General features: G+C 70.1%; 21 protein-coding genes and 1 pseudogene. 10 read left to right on the forward strand and 12 right to left on the reverse strand.

What is annotated here, in order from left to right:
* Positions 1-399: 399 nt before the first annotated feature.
* The 7 genes from VGW35_20380 to VGW35_20410 all read right to left on the reverse strand — a co-directional run bounded on the left by VGW35_20380 (position 400) and on the right by VGW35_20410 (position 6,385).
* Complete coding sequence (locus VGW35_20380; GenBank protein ID HEV8310028.1) at positions 400-663, reverse strand: type II toxin-antitoxin system RelE/ParE family toxin; 264 nt, start codon at positions 661-663, stop codon at positions 400-402.
* Positions 660-944, reverse strand: coding sequence for a hypothetical protein (locus tag VGW35_20385; protein ID HEV8310029.1), 285 nt, complete (start codon positions 942-944; stop codon positions 660-662). The genes VGW35_20380 and VGW35_20385 overlap by 4 nt, the downstream gene beginning before the upstream one ends.
* Before the next feature lie 181 nt (positions 945-1,125).
* A complete protein-coding gene (locus tag VGW35_20390) occupies positions 1,126-1,938 on the reverse strand; it encodes an alpha/beta hydrolase (GenBank protein HEV8310030.1) in 813 nt (270 codons plus the stop codon).
* Positions 1,939-2,014: 76 nt separating this feature from the next.
* Positions 2,015-3,583 carry an ABC transporter substrate-binding protein gene (locus VGW35_20395; GenBank protein ID HEV8310031.1) on the reverse strand — a complete coding sequence of 523 codons (1,569 nt, stop codon included), beginning with the start codon at positions 3,581-3,583 and terminating at the stop codon, positions 2,015-2,017.
* 49 nt (positions 3,584-3,632) lie between these two features.
* Complete coding sequence (locus VGW35_20400; GenBank protein ID HEV8310032.1) at positions 3,633-4,388, reverse strand: glucose 1-dehydrogenase; 756 nt, start codon at positions 4,386-4,388, stop codon at positions 3,633-3,635.
* A gap of 197 nt (positions 4,389-4,585) precedes the next feature.
* Entirely contained in the window at positions 4,586-5,434 is an 849-nt protein-coding gene (locus VGW35_20405) for an ABC transporter permease (protein ID HEV8310033.1), read from the reverse strand.
* A gap of 36 nt (positions 5,435-5,470) precedes the next feature.
* Positions 5,471-6,385, reverse strand: a complete 915-nt coding sequence (locus VGW35_20410; protein ID HEV8310034.1) for an ABC transporter permease — start codon at positions 6,383-6,385, stop codon at positions 5,471-5,473.
* 222 nt (positions 6,386-6,607) lie between these two features.
* Here VGW35_20410 and VGW35_20415 point away from each other — a divergent pair, with 222 nt between their 5' ends.
* The 5 genes and pseudogenes from VGW35_20415 (at position 6,608) to VGW35_20435 (ending at position 13,185) form a co-directional block, all read left to right on the forward strand.
* The gene (locus VGW35_20415) at positions 6,608-7,900 is read left to right on the forward strand and encodes an amidohydrolase family protein (protein ID HEV8310035.1); all 1,293 of its coding nucleotides are present in this window, start codon (positions 6,608-6,610) and stop codon (positions 7,898-7,900) included.
* 10 nt (positions 7,901-7,910) lie between these two features.
* A complete protein-coding gene (locus VGW35_20420; GenBank protein ID HEV8310036.1) occupies positions 7,911-8,957 on the forward strand; it encodes a hypothetical protein in 1,047 nt (348 codons plus the stop codon).
* Between the two features lie 265 nt (positions 8,958-9,222).
* A pseudogene (locus tag VGW35_20425) lies at positions 9,223-9,361 on the forward strand (ABC transporter substrate-binding protein).
* A 553-nt stretch (positions 9,362-9,914) separates the two neighbouring features.
* Positions 9,915-11,810 (forward strand): hypothetical protein, encoded by a 1,896-nt coding sequence (locus VGW35_20430; protein ID HEV8310037.1) that lies wholly within the window; start codon positions 9,915-9,917, stop codon positions 11,808-11,810.
* Positions 11,811-11,919: 109 nt separating this feature from the next.
* Entirely contained in the window at positions 11,920-13,185 is a 1,266-nt protein-coding gene (locus VGW35_20435) for an O-antigen ligase family protein (protein ID HEV8310038.1), read from the forward strand.
* A 13-nt stretch (positions 13,186-13,198) separates the two neighbouring features.
* On the opposite strand, the gene VGW35_20440 is transcribed toward VGW35_20435, so the two are convergent.
* The 3 genes from VGW35_20440 to VGW35_20450 are packed head-to-tail and all read right to left on the reverse strand — an operon-like array spanning position 13,199 to position 14,506.
* Complete coding sequence (locus VGW35_20440) at positions 13,199-13,489, reverse strand: prevent-host-death family protein (GenBank protein ID HEV8310039.1); 291 nt, start codon at positions 13,487-13,489, stop codon at positions 13,199-13,201.
* A 20-nt stretch (positions 13,490-13,509) separates the two neighbouring features.
* Complete coding sequence (locus VGW35_20445; protein HEV8310040.1) at positions 13,510-14,322, reverse strand: sugar phosphate isomerase/epimerase family protein; 813 nt, start codon at positions 14,320-14,322, stop codon at positions 13,510-13,512.
* A gap of 4 nt (positions 14,323-14,326) precedes the next feature.
* Entirely contained in the window at positions 14,327-14,506 is a 180-nt protein-coding gene (locus tag VGW35_20450; GenBank protein ID HEV8310041.1) for a hypothetical protein, read from the reverse strand.
* Between the two features lie 211 nt (positions 14,507-14,717).
* On the opposite strand from VGW35_20450, the gene VGW35_20455 reads away from it, so the two are divergent.
* Genes VGW35_20455 through VGW35_20475 form a run of 5 tightly spaced genes read left to right on the forward strand, consistent with a single transcriptional unit; the run spans position 14,718 to position 19,257 of the window.
* The gene (locus tag VGW35_20455) at positions 14,718-15,896 is read left to right on the forward strand and encodes an ABC transporter substrate-binding protein (GenBank protein ID HEV8310042.1); all 1,179 of its coding nucleotides are present in this window, start codon (positions 14,718-14,720) and stop codon (positions 15,894-15,896) included.
* A 45-nt stretch (positions 15,897-15,941) separates the two neighbouring features.
* Positions 15,942-16,805, forward strand: a complete 864-nt coding sequence (locus VGW35_20460) for a branched-chain amino acid ABC transporter permease (protein ID HEV8310043.1) — start codon at positions 15,942-15,944, stop codon at positions 16,803-16,805.
* A 7-nt stretch (positions 16,806-16,812) separates the two neighbouring features.
* Positions 16,813-17,796, forward strand: a complete 984-nt coding sequence (locus tag VGW35_20465; GenBank protein HEV8310044.1) for a branched-chain amino acid ABC transporter permease — start codon at positions 16,813-16,815, stop codon at positions 17,794-17,796.
* Positions 17,793-18,548 (forward strand): ABC transporter ATP-binding protein, encoded by a 756-nt coding sequence (locus tag VGW35_20470; GenBank protein HEV8310045.1) that lies wholly within the window; start codon positions 17,793-17,795, stop codon positions 18,546-18,548. The genes VGW35_20465 and VGW35_20470 overlap by 4 nt, the downstream gene beginning before the upstream one ends.
* Positions 18,541-19,257, forward strand: coding sequence for an ABC transporter ATP-binding protein (locus VGW35_20475; protein ID HEV8310046.1), 717 nt, complete (start codon positions 18,541-18,543; stop codon positions 19,255-19,257). Before VGW35_20470 ends, VGW35_20475 begins: the two co-directional genes overlap by 8 nt.
* A gap of 215 nt (positions 19,258-19,472) precedes the next feature.
* Here VGW35_20475 and VGW35_20480 read toward each other — a convergent pair whose 3' ends face one another.
* Both VGW35_20480 and VGW35_20485 read right to left on the reverse strand, forming a co-directional pair.
* Complete coding sequence (locus VGW35_20480) at positions 19,473-20,345, reverse strand: ABC transporter substrate-binding protein (GenBank protein HEV8310047.1); 873 nt, start codon at positions 20,343-20,345, stop codon at positions 19,473-19,475.
* A gap of 86 nt (positions 20,346-20,431) precedes the next feature.
* Positions 20,432-20,899: SDR family oxidoreductase (locus VGW35_20485; protein HEV8310048.1), on the reverse strand; the 468-nt coding region annotated here is incomplete at its 5' end.

Genomic DNA, 20,899 nt, shown 5'->3' on the forward strand with positions numbered 1-20,899 from the left:
CCGCCCCCCGTTCCTGATAAGCTCGTCCATGGCGCATTCCTCCGGAGGCCGCCTTGGCGGGCGGCCGGCTTTGGGTTAGCCAACTCCCAACAGCCGGAAGAATGCGCCATTCCTTTTTCCACAGCAATCGGGCCACCGCCCCGGATCCACACGCGAATGCTCTACAAGAATCTCGTCTACGGCGCGATGGTGCGGTGAATCAGAGTCCCTCCGCGCGACGAAGCCGCCCACGAGCCCGACCGCCCCGGGGGGTTCCTCCGATCCCTCGACGGCTCAGTCGAGGCGGAGGCCCATCTGGCGCCGCACCAGCCGGTTCAGCTCGGCTTTCGGATCGGCCAAGCCGTCGAGGACGACGGTGAGGTGGTTGGCGCCCGGCATCACCGGCCCCCCACCGTTCCGCTACCGGCGATAGGTCTTCTCGTCCTTCTTCCTCACGGCCTCGATGATGACCTCCTCGCGGTCCGCAGCGATCGAGTAGAGCACCCTCCAGTCCCGGCCGACCCAGATCCGGTAGACCTCCGGCTGGCCTTCGACCTTGTCATAGCCGCGGGGTCGGGGGTTCGCCTCGAACTCGAGGATCGCGCGCACGACGGTGAAGAAGGTGGCGTCATCGTCGATGTCCAGGAGCTCCTTCTTCGCCCTCCGCCGGATCCGGAGCCTCAACCCGCACGCGCCCTCTTGAGCCGGGCCAGGCGCACCTCGATCTCCCGGATCGGGAACGCGTCGGCCGGCTGCCGGCGGCGGTTACGCACGAGCGTATAGTCGGGGTCACCGGGACGGATCCGTTCGGCGCGGGAGGCCTCGAAGAACGCCTTGAGGGCCCGATCGAGCAGCTCCCGCGCGGCGGCCGCCCGAGATGGCTTCCGCGTGGCGAAGCGGTAGTCGTCGAGACGTTCCAGCAGCTCCTTCGGCGCCTTGATGTTCAGGAAAGGGCCTTCGCTCATGAGCACGTCCTCCTCGGCTTAACTGCCGAGCCGGAGGGTAGCGCGGCGGTTGCGGCAATACAAGCCTTACCGGTTGTCGGCCCGGCTCGCCTTCCGGTAGAGGAACCTGAGCGCTGCGGTCGACGCCCGCCGTCACATCGGCGGCCACTCCTCGGGTGGGTGCCTCCGATCCCTCGACGCGTCAGTCGGGGCGGAGGCCCATCTGGCGGCGCACCTGCCGGTTCAGCTCGGCCTTCGGATCGGCCAGGCCGTCGAGGACGACGGTGAGGTGGTTGGCGCCGGGCATGACGAACACGTCGGCGGCGAGGCCGGCGGCGCGGCAGGCGGCGGCATACTCGGCGGTCTGATCGAGGAACTCCCGGGTCTCGGCGCCGCCCACGGCCACGATCAGCGGCCCGGCGGCCTCCGGGACCCGGTGGATCGGGCTCAGGGCTGCCACCTCCTCGCGGGTCAGACCGAGCGAGTCGTTCTGAGCGCTCAGGAAGACGGGCTCCAGGTCGAAGACGCCGCTGATGGCGCAGCCGCCCTTGAGCACGTCGGCGGGGAGGCCCTGACCGGGCGGCCACGCCCGGTCCATCAGGAGGGCGACCAGGTGCCCCCCGGCCGAGTTTCCGGAGACGAACAGGCGGTCGGCGTCCCCGCCGAACTCGGCCGCGTGCCGGAAGACCCAGCCGACGGCGGCCTGGCACCGGGCCACGATCGTCCCGAGCCGCACCTCGGGAATCAGCGGATAGTCGAGCACGACCGTCGCCGCGCCGAACGGCGCGAACCCGGCCGCCACGAAGCTGAAGGTCGCCGCGTCGAGGGACCGCCAGAAGCCGCCGTGGATGAAGACGTGCACGGGCGCCGGATCGGCCCCATTGGCCGCGGGGAAGATGTCCAGCGTGGCCCCCGGGGTATCGGCATACGGCACCCCGAGCCGGCCCGGGAGCGCGGCCCGGGCGGCCGCCGCGGCCTGCCGGCGCCGCGCCATCACCCCCTCGAGGTCGGTCACACCGTCGAGCGTGAACTGCGCGTCCAGCTCGGACCGGGAGTAGCGCCGGTAGACGATCGCCGCCAGGGACCGCTCCTCAGCTCTTGACCCCGGCGCCGAAGACGTAGATGATCTGGTCCCCCTTGGGCTTCCAGTTCACGACGCGGTCACGAACGCCGTACACGTCGTCCTGCTGGTGCAGGAAGATCCAGGGCGCGTCGTCGACGATCTGCTTCCCCAGCTCCTTGTAGAGCGCGATCCGTTCCTTCTCGTTCATCTCCTGGGCCACCTGGTCGAGCAAGCTGTCCACCCGGGGGTTGGCGTAATGGAGCCACGGGATCCCCTTGATCTTCGAGCTGAAGCAGGTCGAGAGGATCTGGTAGGTGTCGGTGTTGTTCTGCATGAGCAGGAATCCGTCCGCGCGCTTCTCCTGCAGCTCCTTGATGACGGCGCCCCACTCGAGCGGGCTCACCTCCATCTCGACGCCGATCCGCCGCAGATCGCCCGCGGCCGCCTCGGCCACCTGCCGATCGTTCAGATAGCGGCCGTTCGGCGTGATGAGGGTGAACTTGAAGCCCTTGGCGTGCCCGGCCTCGGCCAGGAGCTGCTTGGCCCGGTCCGGGTTGTAGGGATAGGGCGGCGGCGCGGCCGGATCGAACCCTTCGTTGGCGGTCGCGAAGGGCCCGTTGAGCGGGCGAGCGGCGCCGCCGTAGAGACCCGTGATGATCTTCTCCTTGTTGACGGCGTAGTTGATGGCCTGGCGGACCCGCTTGTCGGCCAGCGGCCCCTTCGACGCATTCAGGATCAGGAGCATGATCCCGAGGCCCGCCGTGCGCGCCACCTGCATGCCGCCGCCCGAGACCGCCGAGACCTGAGCCGGTGGGACGTTGGCGATGAGGTCGGCGTCTCCGGTGCGGAGGGCCGTCACCCGCGCGGCCGGCTCCGTGATGGTGCGCCAGACGATCCGCTCCACCCACGGCCCGCCCGTCCAGTGCCGGTCGACCGCCTGGACGACGAGCCGCTCCCCGGCGACCCACTCGACGAACCGGTACGGACCCGTCCCGATCGGCTTCCGGGCGAACTCCTCCCCCGTTTCCCGCATCGCCTTGGGCGAGGCGATCAGGAGGAAGTCGGTGAGATTGGCGATGAGGCTGGGGTATGGAAGCGCCGTGTGAAGCCGCACCGTGTAGGGGTCCACGACCTCCACCCGCTCGACCGGCTTCAGGTTGGCGGCATAGATGTTCCGCGTCTTGGGATCCACGAAGCGCTCGATCGAGAACTTGACGGCCTCGGCGGTGAACTTCTCGCCGTTGTGGAACACGGCGTCGTCCCGGAGCTTGAACTCCCAGGTCCGCGGGTTGATCATGGCGTACGATTTGGCCAGCCAGGGCTGGACCTTGAGGTCCTGATCGCGAATCAGGAGACTCTCGAGGAAGCTGCGCATCACGCCGCGGCCGGCCGTGCCCTGGGTCTGGTGCGGGTCGAGGCTGGTGACGTCGGCCCCCTGCGCGATCGTCAGGGTCCCGGTCGCCTTGGCCATCGCCGAGCCGGGGGCCCAGGCCCATCCGCCGGCGACGCCCATCCCCGCGAGTCCGGCCCGCCGCAGGAACTCCCGCCGCGGCAGGCCCGGCCGGTTCACGCGCGGCTCACGCCCTTCCCTCTCCATGGATGCCTCCTCCGTACGCCGGAGGGGGTGTTCCGACACCCCCTCCGAGCTAAGACACCAGCCGCCCGCCGTCGATCACCAGCGCATGCCCGGTCATGAACGCGGACTCGTCGCTGGCCAGGTAGACCACGGCCCAGGCGACGTCCTCCGGCGTGCCGATGCGCCCGACCAGGAGCTGGTTCAGGTGCCACTCGCGACGGACCGGGTCGGCCAGCGCCGGGGCGCTGGCCGGGGTATCGATCAGGCCCGGACAGATGCAGTTCGAGCGGATGCCCTGCCGTCCATAGTCGAGGGCGACCGACTTCGTCAGCTGGACCACGCCCCCCTTGGCGGCGATGTAGGCGGCGAATCGCAGCGAGGCCACCAGGCCCGAGGTCGACGCCGTGTTGATGATCGAGCCCCCGCCGCCGCGGATCATCACCGGGATGGCATATTTGCAACCGAGGAACACGCCCTTGAGCGTGACGGCGAGCGTCCGGTCCCAGTCGCCCTCCTCCGTCTCGACGACCGGGGTCTCCAGCTTGGCCCAGTAGGCATTGTTGTGCAAGACGTCCAGTCGCCCGAAGTGCTCCACCGCCGTCTCGGTCATGTGCCGGACGTCTTCCGCCCGGGCGACGTCCGTGCGGACGAACACGGCCGGATGGCCGTCCTCGCGGATGAGTCGCACCGTGTCCTGGCCCGTCTCGGGATCGATGTCGGCCACGACCACCGAGGCCCCCTCCCGGGCGAGCAGGCGCGCGGCGGCGCGGCCGATGCCGGATCCGGCCCCGGTGACGATGGCGACCTTTCCCTCGACGCGCCTCATGCCAGATCGTGCGAGGGGGCCTCGACGGCCCCCTCCCAAACCTCCCCCAAGAGCGAGTGGCGCGGGCGAAGCCCGCGCTCGGAGCGGAACAGCAACCCGCGCAGCCGGACAAGCCGTGGCGCCCGCTTGGTCCAGACAGGCGCCGGCCCCAATTATCGCCGCCCTGACGCCGCCGCCAAGGGGCGATTTTCCGCGCGTCAGGTCGACCGCCCCCACCCGGCGCCGGCGGTGTGCCACGCCTCGCCGAGCAGGTTGATGCCGAACACGGTCCAGGCGATGGCGACTCCCGGGAACACCGCGTTCCACCAGGCGATGCGGAAGACGTCCCGGCCCTCGCTGAGCATGCTCCCCCAGGCCGGCGTCGGCGGGCGCACCCCGACGCCGAGAAAGCTCAGCGAGGCCTCGGCCAGGATCATCGACGAGACGTTGAGGGCGGCGATGGTGAGGATCGGCCCGAGCGCGTTCGGCAGGATGTGCCGCCACAGGATCCGCGGCGCGCCGGCCCCCAGCATGCGCGCGGCCAGGACGAACTCCCGCTCCCGCAGGGAGAGCGTCTGCCCCCGGGCCACCCGCGCGTACTGCACCCAGCCGATCGCCCCCAGGACGGCGACGATGGTCGCCAGGCCGGTGCCGGCGGTGGTCAGGATGGCGATGGCCAGGACGATGGGGGGGAAGGCCAGCTGCATGTCCACCAGGCGCATGATCGCCGCGTCGACGCCGCCGCCGAGGAACCCCGCGACCAGGCCGAGGGTGATCCCGGCCAGGCCGGCCACGATCACGGCCGTGATCCCCACCAGCAGCGACGTCCGGCCGGCGTAGATGAGCCGGCTCAAGAGGTCGCGGCCGAGGTAGTCCGTGCCCAGCGGGTAGGCGGGATCGGCGCCGGCCATCCAGAACGGCGGCAGCAGCGCGCGCCCGAGGTCCTGGTCGTCGGGGGTGTGAGGCGAGAGTTGTGGCGCCAGGAGGGCCGCAGTGACCACCGCCAGTGTCATGATCAGCCCCACCCGGCTCGACCGGGAAATGGCCGGGCGCCGTCGGGATCGCACCACGGCCGCCTCGCCCATCGACGCCGTCACGGCCGCTCAGTATCGGATGCGAGGATCGAGATAGCGGTACGAGATGTCGACCAGCAGGTTCAGCCCGATGAAGGCGCCGCCCAGGACCAGCACCACCGCGCGCACCAGCGGGAGGTCGCGGGCGAACACGCCCTGCATCAGGAGCCAGCCCACCCCCGGCCACGAGAACACGCTCTCCACGATCACCGAGCCGCCGAGCAGCGCCCCGAACTGCAGGGCGACCACGGTGGTGGTCGGGATCAGGGCGTTCCGGAGCACATGCTTGTAGTTGATGGTGGGGGCGCTCAGCCCCTTGGCGCGCGCGGTGACGACGTAGTTCTGGCCCAGCTCCTCCCGCACGCTGGCCCGGGTCAGTCGCGTGATGAGCCCCGTGCTGTGCGCCCCCAGCGTCAGGGCGGGAAGGACCAGATGCCGCATCCCCCCGCTCCCGGCGATCGGCAGCCAGCGCAGGTAATCGCCGACGAGCAGGATCAGCATGAGGCCGATCCAGAAGCTGGGCAGCGAGACGGTCAGCAGGCAGACGGCCGTGCCCGTCACGTCGAGCACCGAATGCGGCCGGGTGCCGGAGAGCAGCCCCAGCGGGATCCCGATCGCCACCGCCAGGGCGATGGCCGTGGTCGCCAGGAGCAGGGTGGCCGGCAGCTTCCCGATGATGAGCCCCATCACCGGCTGGTTGAACCGGACCGATTGCCCGACGTCTCCCCGGGCGGCGTGGGCCACGAAGCTCGCGTACTGGACCACGATCGGGCGCTCCAGGCCCAGCTCCCGCCGGAGCTCGATCCGGTCCGCCTCGCTGGCATGGGTCGGCAGCATCATGGCCACCGGATCTCCCGACAGGAAGACCAGCGCGAACGCCACCACGCTCACCAGGAAGAGCACGACGACGGCCTGACCGGCCCGGCGCACCACGAAGCCGAACACGCGTCTCTCCCCTCCGGCACGGAATCGCGTCGAATTCTAGGCCGCGGCATCGGCCGCCTGTCAAGGGCGCGTCCCGCGCCGCTCCGCGGACCGGCCGGCGCCTCGCTTCCGTCGTTTGGGCTATACTCCTCCCGGCCGACGCCACGAGCACGCTGCGGTGTCCGCGACGCCGGCCCCGAGGCCGGACGCGGCCGGGCACGACGCCGAGGGAGGATCTGCACCGTGGGCTGGGTGTTCGTCGATTGCGCGGTGATCGACTGTACGGGCGGACCGCCGCTTCCGGACGCCGCCGTGCTGGTCGAGGGCGAGCGCATCGTCGAGGTCGCGCCGCGCCGGGAAGTCCTCAGCCGGGCGGGTCATGATCACCGGGTCCTCGAGCTCGACGGCGCCACCCTGCTGCCGGGGCTGTGGGACGCCCACATCCACCTGGGCGGCGTCGTGCCGCCCTGGTACGAGCGGTTCGGGGAGCACGAGTCCGAGAGCGAGTACGCGTACCGGTGTGTCCGCAAGGCGACCGACAACCTGATGGCGGGGATCACCTCCCTGCGCACCATGTCCGACCGGTTCAATGCCGACCTCCACCTCAGGGCGGCCATCGAGCGCGGCTTCCTGGTCGGCCCGCGCCTGTTCGTCGCCGGCGACGCCCTGTGGAGCCGGCAGGTGGCCGGCGATGCCGAGTTCCGCCGCCGGGCGCGCGCGCTCCTCTGGGCCGGCGTCGACCACATCAAGCTCTTCGCCTCGTCCGGCATCCCGCACCGCGGGGAGACCGTCGCCCACCCCATCTGCACCACGGCCGAGCTGCGGGCCGCGGTCGAGGAAGCGCACCGCTGGCGGAAGCCCGCCTGTGTCCACGCGATCGGGGACGAGGCGGTCGTGATGGGCGCCGAGGCCGGGGCCGACGTCATCGAGCACGGGTTCGTGCTGGGCGACGAGGGCATCGCCGCCATGGCGAAGCACGGCACGGTGTATTCCCCCCAGCTCACCGTCACCGCGGCCTGGAACGAGGGCTCCATGCGGGACGCGGGCTGCTACCCCGAGTGGCTCATCGGGAACGCCAGGGAGGCGGGCGCCCAGCATCACGCCGCGTTCCGGAAGGCGGTGCGGGCGGGCCTCCCGATCATCGCGGGCGTGGACAACCTGCCTCGCCAGCCGCTCGCGGTCGGCATCGAGACCTTCGAGGGTCGGCCGGCGCTCGTCACCGAGCTCCGGCTCATGATCGAGAACGGCCTCAGCCCCATGCAGGCCCTGCTGGCGGCCACCGCGAACACCGCCCGCGTCTGTGGCGCGGGTCGCTCGCTGGGGACGATCGAGCCAGGCAAGCTGGCCGATCTCATCGTGGTCCCCGGCGATCCCCTCGCCGACATCGGGACCCTCCACGACGTCAGGCTGGTCATGAAGGGCGGCGCGGTCATCCGGTCGAGCTACCGGCTCGCCGAGGACCGGCGAGTCCCGGCGACCCACGGGGCCGCGGGTCGGCCCGGGGCCGGCGACCGCCGGCCGCCGGCCGGCCCCTGATCGCGGCACCGTGGATACGGCCTTCGTGGAGCTGATGAGCTGGGCGACCCTGGCCGTGGAGCACTGTGTCGCGCTGCAGCCGGGCGAAGAGGCCCTCATCCTGACCGACACCCGCGCGCGGGAGTACCGGGGGGCCGCCGCCTTCGTCCAGGCGCTCCTGGCGGCGGTCGAGGCCCGGGGAGGGAAGCCCACCCTGATGGTGTTCACGCCGCGGGCCAGCGAGGTCGACGAGCCGCCCGCGGTCGTCGCCACCGCCATGCGCCGCGCCAGCGTCCTCTTCACGCTGGCCTCGATCCAGCTCACCGAGACCGAGGCGATGCGGGAGGCCCTGGCCGCCGGGTCGCGGGCGCTGCTCTTCGGGGGCGCCGCGACCACGGGCCGTGACGACGACCTGCTCTATCGGCTCGCCCCGAGGTCGGTCCAGGAGCTGAACGAGGCCGGGGGCCTGGCCGCCGCCATCGGCGAGGCCTTTCGCGCGGGCCGGCGCGTGCGTCTCACGTCATCGCGCGGCACCGATCTCGCTCTGACCGTCGGCGATCTCGACATCATCGCCATGACCGGACGCTGCCACCAGCCGGGGACGATGCAGTTCTACGTGCCGGGACTCGTCAACGCGGGCGTGACACCCGGCTCGGCCTCGGGCGCTCTCGTGTTCGACACGGCCCTGGCGCCGCTCCCCGGCTCGCTGGCCGAGCCCGTGGCGCTGACGATCCGGGAGGGCCTGGTCGTCGACGTCCAGGGGGGCGCGGCCGCCATGGCCTGGAAGCGTCTGGCCGATGGCTTCCGGGACCCGAACGTGTTCAACGTCTGCGAGTTCGGCCTGGGGGCGAACCGCCGCGCGCGCCTGTCAGGGAAGATCGTCGAGGAGGAAGCGGTCTACGGCGTGGCCCACGTCGGCTTCGGGACGGACATCGCGTTCCGGGGAAACGTCCGGGCCCGCTGGCACGTGGACGGCTGCCTGATGGCCGCCACCGTGGAGGTGGGCGGCCGGCTCATCTGCGAGCGCGGGGAGATCCTGATTCCCCCGGCGCCCGTCCCGCCGGCCTCGAGCCGGTAGCCCGGCCGCGCCCCGGTCGTCAAGCAGGCGCCTTGGTGGGGTCCAGGCCCTAGGCTTCTGGCTCTTGGCGATCAAACCGAGGGCCCGGACTGCATCTTGACCGTCTGGAAATCGTGATCGGTGACTATGTCCTCATCCGCATCGCGTGTCGCGCGAGAATCGATGGCGCACTGTATCATTGAGCGCGTATGGTCAGTCTCACCCTCATCGCAAGGCACTCGGTGATCCGGGCGATGTCGCGGGTCGGAACCTCCTTCTCGATCAGATCGACCGTATCCTCAAGGGCGCGCGGCCGGTCGAGCGGCCGACGAAGTTCGAGCTCGTGATCAGCCTCAAGACCGCCAAGGCGCTCGGCCTCACGATCCCCGTCGGTGCTGGCGCGGGCGGACCAGGTCATTGAGTGATGCGAGGGGGAGTGTTCATCGAGGGCATCCTCGCCTTCATCGCTGCACCGCTCGCCGCGGAAGCGCAATAGCCAGCGAAGGTCCCGCGGATCGGCGTCATCCGTGCCGGGTCGCCTCCCGATCCGGCGTTCCGGCATCGCCCTCCTACATTTTCCGCCACAACTGGGACACTACCTCACGGGCAGCCGAGTCCAATTCCCCCTTGACACGCCAAAGTGGAAGTGGAATTTCTAGGATACGGCAATTGGTATTCCGGACCGCGTGGCGGTTCGAGAGATCCCGCAGGGTCGTTGGCCGGGAGCGGTATCAGGAGAATGTGTGGCGCGGTGGCGGGGCTGGCCTATAGGGCAGTCCCGTTGAACCGCCCTCCGGGGCGCCGTGAGCCCCCAACCCCGCGGACGTCGACCCGAATCACCAGACCTGGTGGCCGAGGACACTCATCTTCTCCCGCGGACGGAGGATGGCCCTGACCGCCCGATCGGCCTACATTCGATCCTCGCCCGATCGGCAGGAGTGCATGATGCAGTGGTCCAGAGCGCGTGGCGGACCGGCGATGCTGGTTCTTCTCCTGGGACTCGTCGTGATGGCCACCGGGGTTCCGGCCCCGGTCTCGGCAGCAGACGCCGACGACGCCGTCCCGCCCCAGGCCCCGAGCATCGTCCTCGCCTTCGCCGGCCTCAACGAGGTGAGCGCGGAATTCGGCTTCCAGGCGAGCGCGCAGATCGGCAAGGCGATCGCCCGGAGCATCCACGCCGCGAACACGGCGATCCAGCTCCGGAGCGCCGCGGGTGGCCTGTTCGCCCAGAGGAGCCTGGCCGCCTTCTTCGGGACCTCGGACGCCGTCGGCGACCTCGACTTTCCCAAAGTCTACTGCGACGTGAACGCCCCCGCCGCGCTGCGGCGCTGCTACGTCATCGCGGTGCAGACGAATGTGAGGCGGGTGACCTCGACCATCTGGATCGCGGTCTCGCGGCACTTCGACCCCTCGAACCTGACGGGCGACTGGTGCCGCTATACCCTCGATGCCAGGCGAAACGTCGGCACCCCGAACGCCAGCCATCCCGATTTCTTGAGCCTGGGAATGGGGGCGGACAAGCTCGTCATCACGACGAACCAGCACCGCTTCACCAACCTGAGCATCTTCACCTTCGCCGTGATCCGGGTGATGAACAAGCTCGCCCTCGCCAACAACAGCATCGCGTGCCCCCGGCTGCCGCCGGTGGCCGTCTTCCAGCCGTCGCCCACGGCGGGAAGCAACAGGATCCGCTCCGTCCAGCCGGTCCAGCACTACTCCGGGCCGCCCTCGATCCCCGGTGCGGCCAACCCCGTGTACCTCGTGAACACGACGAACGACGTGAACCGGGCGTACCTGGTATGGCGGCTCGTGAACCTGGCGCCCGTCGTGCTTCAAGGCCCCTTCATCGTGGTCGGCCGCCTCACGTACGATTTCCCGGACAACGCGCCTCAGCCCGGCACCACGGTCAAGCTCGACACCGGCGACCCCCGGGTCGCCCAGGCGGCCGGATTCGGGTCATTCTTCGAGGCGGTCCACGCGACCAAGTGTGGCACGCGGGCATGCATCCAGTGGGTCCGGTTCCAGGCCACTCCGGGCGGCGCCAGCCTGAACCAGCAGACCGTCATCGGGCTCCCCGGCGCCTTCCTCTACAAGCCGGGGGTCGCCGTCAACCGCGCCGGGACGTCTGCGGTCGTCTTCCACGTCAGCAGCGCCCTCACGGGCGGCTTCCTCCGCTCGCAGGTGCTTGTCAAGAGCTTCGCCGCCCCGGCGTTTCCGTCGCCCCTCCTGAGCGTCACCCCTGCGGGCACCTGCGCCTACCCGGGCGACCTACCCGACAGGACAGTCAGCTTCAAGCCCGGCGAGTATCCCGGCGGCCAGACGGACCCGGTGGACCTCTCGAGCTTCTGGATGGTCTCGGAGCGGGCGACGTCCATTGGCGGCGTCTGCCGGTGGGACACCCGCATCGTCAAGATCGCCGGGACCCCCTCAGGACAGTTTCAGCTGACGGTCACCAAGGCGGGGACGGGGCGCGGGCGAGTGACCAGCGCGCCGCCCGGGATCGACTGCGGGGCGACCTGCTCGGCGCGGTTCGATGCGGGAGCCCGGGTGACCCTGACCGCCTTCCCCGAGTCCGGCTCCGTCTTCGGGGGCTTCAGCGGTGGGGGCTGTAGTGGAGCCGGGGCGTGCACCGTGACGCTGCTGGCCGACACGACGGTGACCGCCACGTTCGGCGGCTCCTACTACGCGACCTCGCTGTTCGGGCCGGTTCGCCCGGTCGCTGCCGCCGTGTCCCTGGTTCTGGTCGTCGGCCTGGCCGTCCCTCAACTTCTGACCGGGAGTGCTTTCGGGCGGCGGAGCGGCACCCGGAGCATCCCGTCGAGGCCTGACCCGCGCCGCGCGGGCCGTCGCGGCCCCGGCTCCGCCGGCAACTGACGAACGGCGACCGCGTTCGCGCGAACCGACACCGGTGCCTCGTCCAACGGTCATGGCCGGTCGCGTCTGAGGCGGAGCCGGTCTCGCCCGCTCTCGAGCACGCGTGTCGATGTGGCCGTCGGGCGGGCTCCGGAGCCGGGCCCGGACCATCGCGGAGTGTGGGCTTCTCGTTTACCTTCTCACGATCCCGATGGGCCGGGCGCTGCCCGGATGGACCCGAGAGCTTCCCCTGCTCCTCATCGTGTGGGGGATGGTGCTCGCCCGGCTTCCCCGCGGCCGCCCATCGCCGTCAGTGCCGCCCTTCGGGCTGTTGGTGCCGTTCGCCCTCTTCATGTCGACCACGGGCATCTCAGTTCTTTTCTCCGCCTTTCCCGAAGCGAGCCTGAGTCGTGCCGCCTATGCGCCGATCGCAGCCCTCCTGTTTCTGGCGATCCAGGATGTCCTGATCCAACCCTCGGCGTACCGCCGTCTGCTCGTCGTTGCTTCCGTCGTCGTGTTGCTGCTCGGATTGGACGGTGCCTACCAGTTCTGGACCGGGGCGAGTCTGCTGGGCGGAAACCTGCGATTCGGCGGCCCTGGTGGCCGGATTGCCGGGAGCCTCCCCAACCCGAACGACATGGCCTTGATCCCGATCCTGCTCCCGCTGGCGCTGACCGTCGTCGTCTTCGTCCCGTGGCCCTGGGCGACCGCGCTCACGCTCCTTGGACTTCCCGTCGCTCTGGCCACGACGCTGCTGAGCGGGAGCCGCAACGCCTGGCTGGGGCTCGCCGTGGCGTTCGGCACCCTCGGGGCCTTCCGGAGCCACCACCGGCTCGCGCTCGGTGCGGCAGCGCTGGCCGCGGCCCTCTTCGCCGCGGCTCTCGCGCTCGGACTCGGCCACATCGCCGACCGGATGCACCTGATCTTCGATGCGCCGAATGACCCGCGCGTCGGGTACTGGCTCGTGGCGTGGCGCATGTTCACCGAATCCCCCCTGTTCGGTAAGGGGATCCACACGTACGAGGAGTTCTACCTGCCGTACCTGAGCCGCATCCGGCTCCCCGCCGGCTACGCACCCGAGGTGGCGTTCATCCCGTGGGCGCACAACCTTTACCTGGAGATCCTCGCCGAGCGGGGGATCGTCGGCGCCGTGGGCTGTGGCGCGCTGGGCTTGGCCATCACCCGCGGTCTGGTCCGGGTCTTCGTGGACTCGATGCCGGCAGAGGCGAAATGCGTCGCGGCGGGTGTGGCGAGCGCGCTGGCCGCATTCCTCGTTCTGGGGATCTTCGATCTGACCTTCTTGAAGGATTGGGTGCTGCTGATCTTCGTGCTACTGGCGGCCCTGGTCGCGCGGCTTCCGATATTCTCCGGGTCTGTTCCACCCCCGCCCGATTAGACGAGCGACCCGGTCACAGCCGCTCGGCTCGCACCTCACGGAGGGCCCGGCTCGTCCGTCGCGAGGCTCGACCGCCGCGAGGCGCTCCGAGCTCCCGGAGGTCACCGCGGGGAGCCGTGGCCCGCCCGGCGGCGACCAGTCGCTCGAGCGGGGAGGCCCCGGCCGGCAGTGGCGCCAGGATGGCCACCGCGTGGCCCCGATCGGTGACCTGGAAGATCTCCCCTTGGGCCACCCTCCGCAGGTACACGCTCAGGCTCTGCCGGAGCTCCCGGACCCCCACCCGGCCCGTCTCCCATCGCCGCATGTAGCACATCGTGCGGGCGCTCACGCCTCGGGGAGGCAGGCCCGCGTCGCGTCGAGGGCCTCGCGGGCGACGGCCTCGGGATCGCGCGACCAGGCGGCCGGATTGGGGGCTTCGTAGCTCAGGTCGCCCGCATACCCTAGAGCCGCCAGGCGCGCGAAGATCTCCCGGAACGGGACGTCGCCGTGGCCCGGCGGCAGGCGGTCCGCCGTCTTCCCGGGCTCGGCGGCGCTCGCCCGCACGTCGCTGTACTGGACGTAGCCGATCTCCTCGGCGGTCAGCCCGGCCACGGAGCTCGGTCCGCCCCCGCTCCGGTGGAGGTGGTAGGTGTCGAGGAGGAGCCGGCAGTCCCGGTGCCCGGCGAGCGCGAGCAGCTCGCGCAGCCGGTCGAGGGTGTTGAACTGCTCGGCCTGCGAGTTGAACTCGAGGGCCAGGACGACCCCGTGGGCCGCCGCCAGGTCTCCGGCCTCGCGGACACTGGCCGCCGCCCGCCGCAGGTCGCCGGCCCCGCGGTCGACCGGGCTCATGACCCGGGGGGACCCGAGCGCCGCCGCCCAGCGGCACGACTCGGCGAAGGCCTCGAGCAGCCGCCGGCGCTCGGACCCCTCGGCGTACATCCAGCCGTACTCGACGCCCACGCACGCGACCGGCAGCCCGCTGGCCCGGACCAGGTCGAGGACCGCCTCGGCCGGGCGGCCGGCCTCGGCGGCGCGGGCGAAGTCCAGCCGGCGCAGCTCAACGGCGTCCCAGCCGACGCGCCGGGCCACGCCCAGGACGTCGGCCAGGGGCGTCGTGTCCAGGGTCCAGGTGTGGAGAACCAGCCGGTGAGGGGCCACTGATTCAGATCTTCACCGGCGTGAACTCGGCGGTGTAGTGCTGCTCGAGGGGCAGTCGCTGCTTCAGCACGCCGAGCTCGCCATGGCGTGAGGCATGCTCCCGACCGAAGAGCTGGACGCGCCGGCCGTGAACGGCGAGAGTCCGCTCTCGGCCGGTCGCGGATGTTAGGTCGTGTTCCACCATCTCCAGGCAACGACCGGGCGGCAGATCACCGACATCCTCCGTGATTCGACGACTATACGGGCCGGCTCTCGAGATTGTCAACGGCCTGCGGATCGCACTGGCGCGAGGCCGCGAGCTGATCTATTCTGCTCGGAAGGGTCCGGGGAGGGACGGTCTCCCCGGGTCGTCGACTCTCCCGCATCTTCCCGACTGAATGCCCAGGGAGGTATCGATGCGAACGAACCTGATCGCACTTGGCAGCCTCGCCGCCGCGCTGCTCGCCAGCTCGCCGACGAATGCGCAGCAGACGATCAAGATCGGGCTGATCATGCCGTATTCCGGCCAGTTCGCCGATACCGCCACCCAGATGGACAACGCCATCAAGCTCTACGTCAAACAGAAGGGCGACGCCGTCGGCGGCAAGAAGATCGAGCTCATCCGCCGGGATACCGGCGGGGTCGCCCCCGACGTGGCCAAGCGCCTCGCGCAAGAGCTGATCGTGCGCGACAACGTGGACATCCTCGCCGGCTTCGTGCTCACGCCCAATGCGCTGGCCGCCGGCGATGTCTCGGCCGAGGGCAAGAAGCTCATGGTGGTCATGAATGCCGCGACGTCGGTCATCACGACCAAGTCGCCGTACATCGTGCGCACCTCGGTCACCACGCCCCAGTTGAACGAATCGTTCGGGTCCTGGGCCTACAAGACCGGGGTCCGGAAGATCTATTCGATGGTGTCCGACTTCGGCCCGGCCCACGACGCCGAGGGCGCGTTCCATCGCGCGTTCAAGGAAGCGGGCGGCGAGATCGTCGGGTCGGTGCGGTTCCCGGTGGCGAATCCCGACTTCTCGGCCTTCGTCCAGCGCGCCCGGGACCTGAACCCGGAAGCGATCTACATCTGGGTCCCCGGCGGGGTACAGCCGGCCGCGATCGGCAAGGCGCTGGCCGAGCGCGGCATCGACCCCAGGAAGACCCGGATTCTGGGACAGGGCGAGCTGACCGAGGAAGAAGCCCTGAAAAGCATGGGCGACGCCGGGCTCGGCATCATCACCGTCTACCATTACGACTACAACCACGACTCCCCGCTGAACCGCGAGTTCGTCAGGGCCTACCACGACGCCAGCGGGCGGAATCCGAACATCTACAGCATCGGCGGCTATGACGGCATGCACCTCATCTACGAGGCGCTCAAGAAGACCGGCGGCAAGACCGACGCGGACTCCCTGGTCGCGGCGGCCAAGGGGATGACGTGGGAGAGTCCCCGGGGCCCGGTCTCCATCGATCCCGAGACCCGCGACATCGTCCAGACCGTCTACATCCGGCGGGTGGAGAAGGTCGGCGGCCAGCTGCGCAACGTCGAGTTCGACAAGGTCGAGAACGTCAAGGACCCGGTCAAGGCCCGCCTGAAGAAGTGACCGGCCGCCTCCCCTGACGGTCGGCTGCCGGCGGGCGGCCCTGCCATGCTCGTCCCCATCCTCGGCGTCCTGTTCGACGGATTCGCGTACGGGATGCTGCTGTTCCTGCTATCGGTGGGGCTGTCGGTGACGCTGGGCATGATGAATTTCGTCAATCTGGCCCACTGCAGCTTCGCCATGCTCGGAGGCTACGTCACCGTCACGCTGACGCAGCGATTCGGGTGGCCGTTTCTGGCCGCGCTGCCGGCGGCGTTCCTGGCGGCGGTGATGGCGAGCGTCGTGCTCGAGCGCACCCTGTACCGCCGCCTGTACCGCGGGAGTGCCCTCGACCAGTGTCTGCTGACGATCGGCGTCGTCTTCATCTCGGTCGCGGTGGCGGCCTATGTCTATGGGACGGTCCAGCAGCCGATTCACACGCCGCCGTACCTGCGCGGCTCGGTGACGTTCATGGGCGTCACGTTCGGCGTTTACCGGTTGTTCCTGATCGGCGTGGGACTGCTGATCACCGGCATCCTCGTCGCGGCCCTCGAATACACGCGCTTCGGCGTCCAGGTGCGCGCCGCGGTCGACAATCAACGCATGGCCCGCGGCCTCGGGATCGACGTCGACGGCGCGTTCGCCGTCACCTTTGCGCTGGGGAGCGGGCTGGCCGGCCTCGGCGGGGCGCTGGCCATCGAGATGGTCGGTCTCGACCCGGCATTCGCGTTCACCTACCTGGTGTACGTCTTGATCGTGGTTTCGGTGGGAGGACTCGGCTCCATCGGCGGGTCGCTGGCCGCCGCCCTCCTCCTCGGCGTCAGCGACGTCGCCGGCAAGTACTACGTTCCCGAGCTCGGCGCCTTCCTCATCTACCTCGTCATGGTCGCCCTGTTGATGTGGCGCCCGGCCGGCCTGCTCGGGAGACGATAGGCGCCCGATGACGAGCGCCGTCCAGGCGGCCGCCGATCCGCGTCGCCATCTGGCGGCCCAGCGCCGATGGCGGCGAAGCGAGGTCGCCTTCTGGCTGGCCACCCTGCTCCCGTTCCTCCTGGTCCCGTCGCATCTCCAGCTGGCGAGCCAGATCGCCATCACCGCGCTGTTCGCCGTGTCGCTCGACCTCATCCTCGGTTACGCGGGGATCGTGTCGCTGGGCCATGCCGCATTCTTCGGGCTGGGCGCCTACGCGGCCGGCCTCCTGTCCAAGTCCGGCTGGGGCGAGCCGCTTTCCGGGCTCGTGGTCGCGCCGGCGGTCGCGGGCCTGGTCGGATATGCCACCAGTTTCGTCATCGCCCGCACCCGGCACCTGGCGCTCATCATGATCACGCTCGGCCTGGGTCTGCTGCTCCACGAGGCCGCCAACCGCGCGCACTGGCTGACCGGCGGCGCCGATGGACTCCAGGGCGTGCGCATGTGGCCGCTCCTCGGCCACTTCAAGTTCGATCTCTACGGCTACACCGCCTATGGGTACTCGCTGGTCGTCCTGTTCTCGATCTTTCTGGTGACGCGGCGGCTGATCCACTCGCCGTTCGGTCTGTCGCTGCGCGGGATCCGGGAGAACCCGATCCGGATGCCGGCCATCGGGGCCCCGAGCCGTTCGCACCTCCGCACGGCCTATACCATTTCCGCCGTCATCGCGGGCATCGCCGGCGCCCTGCTCGCCCAGACCACCGAGACCGTGTCGCTGGGGACACTGGATTTTCAGCGATCGGCGGAGGTGCTGGTCATCCTGATCCTCGGCGGCACCGGCCGGCTCTACGGCGGCCTGATCGGCGCGATCATCTTCATGGTGGCCCGCGATCAGTTCTCGGGCATCAATCCGCAGTACTGGTACTTCTGGATCGGCGCCCTGCTCGTCTCGGTCGTGATGTTCCTGCCCAACGGCATTCTCGGCGGGCTGGCGTCCCGGCGGGACGAGTCGTGAGCGCACCGGCCTTGTCGACGCGCGGGCTCGACAAGCGCTTCGGGTCCCTGGTGGTGGCCCAGGGCATCGATCTCTCCCTCCCGGCCGGGGCGCGGTACGCCCTGATCGGGCCCAACGGCGCCGGCAAGACGACGCTCATCAATCTGATGACCGGAATGCTGCAGCCCGATGCCGGTCAGATACTTCTCGGCGAAGAGGACGTCACCCGGCTCGAGCCACCGCAGCGCGTCAAGCGGGGCCTCGCGCGGACGTTTCAGATCAATACCCTCTTCCCCCGGCTCAACGCCCTCGAGTGTGTCACGCTGGCCGTCTGCGAGCGGCGCGGCGTCGCCGGGGCGTGGTGGCGGAGCCTGGCCGGCTATCGGGAGGAGGTGGACGAGGCCTACGACATTCTCCGGTCGCTGACGCTGGGCGCCGTGTGCTATCAGACGACCCGCCGGCTCGCCTACGGACAGCAGCGCCTCCTCGAGATCGCGCTCGCGCTGGCGACGAAGCCGACGGTCCTGCTACTGGACGAGCCGGCCGCCGGCGTGCCCCGCGAGGAGAGCGCCCAGCTGTTCGCCGCCATCGAGGGCCTGTCGCCGGACCTGACCGTGCTGTTCATCGAGCACGACATGAACGTGGTGTTCCGGTTCGCGAGCCGGATCATCGTCATGGTCGGCGGCCGGATTCTCGTGGAGGGCACGCCTTCCGAGATCGGCGCCGATCCGCAAGTGCGGGAGGTCTATCTCGGGGGAGCGCGTCATGGCTGAACCTCTGCTCGCGTTCCGGAGCGTGCGGGCCGGGTACGGCGATGCGGTCGTGCTCGACGACATCTCGTTCGAAGTACCGGCCGAGGGCCGCCTGGCGGTGCTCGGCCGCAACGGCGTCGGCAAGTCCACGCTGTTGCTCACCATCATGGGCTACACCGACGTCGGCCGCGGCACGATCGGGTGGCGGGGCGCCGACATCACCTCGCTGCCCCCCCACCGCCGCGCGCGCCAGGGACTCGGCTGGGTGGCGCAGGAGCGCGAGGTCTTCGCCTCGCTGAGCGTCCAGGAGAACCTGACGGTCGCCGCCCGTCGCGGGCGCTGGGACCTGGCGGCAGTCTACCGGCTCTTCCCGCCCCTGGCCGACCGGCGCCACCACGACGCCGGCCACTTGTCGGGCGGTGAACAGCAGATGCTGGCCATCGCCCGGGCGCTGATGACCAATCCGGCGCTGCTCCTGCTGGACGAGCCGCTGGAGGGGCTGGCGCCGCTCATCGCCGAAGAGCTGATCCGCGCAATCAGGCGCCTGACCGCCGACGAGGGAACCGCCTTGATCCTGGTCGAACAGCACGCGGAGATCGCCCTGTCGATGACCGACAGGGTCCTGGTGCTGGAGCGCGGCCACGTCGCCCACCGCGGGCCATCGAGGGACTTGCTCGAGGATCGGGCGACGCTCGATCGCCTGGTCGGCTTGCGGATGACCCCGGGCTAGCCGGGATTATTCACGAGTGCCTGCGGGGAAGCGGGCGGGTGGCGCGGCGAACGGGCGCCCACCGCGCCCGCAGCGGCGACTTACACCACCGAGGGCGTCCCGCGCGCCAAGCTCCGGACGGCCGCATTCATCACCACGCTTCGCCGCGAGGACGCCGGTGGGCTGTTCGCCGCGACAGGACCCGCCCGCTTCAGTGGTTTCATGAATAATGTGGGCTAGGTCGATTTCAGGATCGACTCCTCGTACTGACACGAGCCCATCCCGCTCTCGGCAAAGATGCCGTGAGCGGCGATCCACCGGAAGGTCTCCTCGAAGACTTCCTTGGTATAGGGCTCGAACACGATGCGCTCGCCCGGACCCCAGCGGCGCGTGTCCATCATGGCGTGATAGCGCACCGGGAATTCCCTCTGGTAGTGGTGTGTATGGAGGTCGGGCCGCACGTCGATGTCGCGCTGCGCTCGCCTCAAGGCGCGGAAGAACTTGCGCAGATCCTCGGGATCCGGATTGCCCTGGATCATGGTGGCGATCATGAAGGTGGTGTCGATGATCTTCCGGAACCCGAGCTGCTCCGCGAAGTAATAGGGCCCGCTGAACAAGGCCGCCGCCGGCACCTGGCCGTCGATCAACAGCTCCATGCGCTTGAACAGCATGCCGTCCTTGAACGACAGCGTGATCCGGTCGGCTTCCATGTACTGTTCGAGGGCCTGGATGGTCGAGTAATGGCTCCCGGACTGGTAGCCGACCGCGATCGGCACGCCGGCGAGATCCTCGGGCGTCCGGACCGGGGAGTCGGCCGGCACGAAGATGCCCGACGGCGCCACCGAGTAGACGTCGCGGTAGAGCTTGCCGTGCCCGGCCGACGCCGCCACGCCGACCGTCCAGTGGCAGGCGCAGCTCACGTCCGAGGCGCGGCCCCGTTCGAGCGACTGGTACGCACCGACCCGGTCGCCCCGGTCGTGGATCTTGCCGTCGGTCGACTGGACCAGCTCCCGGAAGACGTACTCCAGGCCTTCGTCCTCGAAGTAGCCCTTCTCCTCGGCGACCCATTCCTGCAGCCGGAAGTGCGGCTCGATCACGAACTTGGGCATCCTGTCTCCCTCACCCGGATGGTCTCGACGGTCTCCATGGTGCCCGGCTCGGCGGCCGGGCGTCAAGCCAGGCGATCGTGAACGCGTCAGAGGAGACTCTGTCGCGCGCCGCCGTCGACCTGGAGCGTAGCGCCCGTGATGAACGAGCCGAGGGGCGATACCAGCAGGGCCACCACGGCCGCGATGTCGTCCGGCGTGCCCAGCCGGCCGACCGGCACGCTCTGCCTCAACTCCTCCAGGACGCTGCCGGGATCCCGGCCCTCCTGCTCGGCCCGTTTCACGAAGACCGTGCCGAGGCGCGGCGTGTCGATGAGCCCCGGGCAGATGGTGTTGATGGTGATCCGGTCCCGGGCCAGCTCCAGGGAGAGCGTCTTGGCGAGGCCGATGACCCCGGCCCACGTCGCGACCGAGAGCCCGAACGCCGCCATCGGCTGGATGGCGGACAACGCCGTGATGTTGAGGATGCTGCCCCCGCCGGCGGCCCGCATGTGCGGCACGGCCGCCCGCACCATCCGGATGACGCTCATCAGGTTCTGATCGACCGCCCGTTGCCA

The organism is Candidatus Methylomirabilota bacterium (genome assembly GCA_036005065.1).
In the GTDB taxonomy this organism is placed as follows: Bacteria; Methylomirabilota; Methylomirabilia; order Rokubacteriales; family DASRDR01; genus DASYQW01.

Coding starts and splice junctions, on each gene's coding strand:
- VGW35_20460 (HEV8310043.1), top strand. CDS start 15,942: ATGCTCGTCCCCATCCTCGGCGTCCTGTTCGACGGATTCGCGTACGGG.
- VGW35_20435 (HEV8310038.1), top strand. CDS start 11,920: ATGTGGCCGTCGGGCGGGCTCCGGAGCCGGGCCCGGACCATCGCGGAG.
- VGW35_20395 (HEV8310031.1), bottom strand. CDS start 3,583: ATGGAGAGGGAAGGGCGTGAGCCGCGCGTGAACCGGCCGGGCCTGCCG.
- VGW35_20455 (HEV8310042.1), top strand. CDS start 14,718: ATGCGAACGAACCTGATCGCACTTGGCAGCCTCGCCGCCGCGCTGCTC.
- VGW35_20465 (HEV8310044.1), top strand. CDS start 16,813: ATGACGAGCGCCGTCCAGGCGGCCGCCGATCCGCGTCGCCATCTGGCG.
- VGW35_20450 (HEV8310041.1), bottom strand. CDS start 14,506: ATGGTGGAACACGACCTAACATCCGCGACCGGCCGAGAGCGGACTCTC.
- VGW35_20400 (HEV8310032.1), bottom strand. CDS start 4,388: ATGAGGCGCGTCGAGGGAAAGGTCGCCATCGTCACCGGGGCCGGATCC.
- VGW35_20475 (HEV8310046.1), top strand. CDS start 18,541: ATGGCTGAACCTCTGCTCGCGTTCCGGAGCGTGCGGGCCGGGTACGGC.
- VGW35_20440 (HEV8310039.1), bottom strand. CDS start 13,489: ATGCGGCGATGGGAGACGGGCCGGGTGGGGGTCCGGGAGCTCCGGCAG.
- VGW35_20385 (HEV8310029.1), bottom strand. CDS start 944: ATGAGCGAAGGCCCTTTCCTGAACATCAAGGCGCCGAAGGAGCTGCTG.
- VGW35_20430 (HEV8310037.1), top strand. CDS start 9,915: ATGCTGGTTCTTCTCCTGGGACTCGTCGTGATGGCCACCGGGGTTCCG.
- VGW35_20480 (HEV8310047.1), bottom strand. CDS start 20,345: ATGCCCAAGTTCGTGATCGAGCCGCACTTCCGGCTGCAGGAATGGGTC.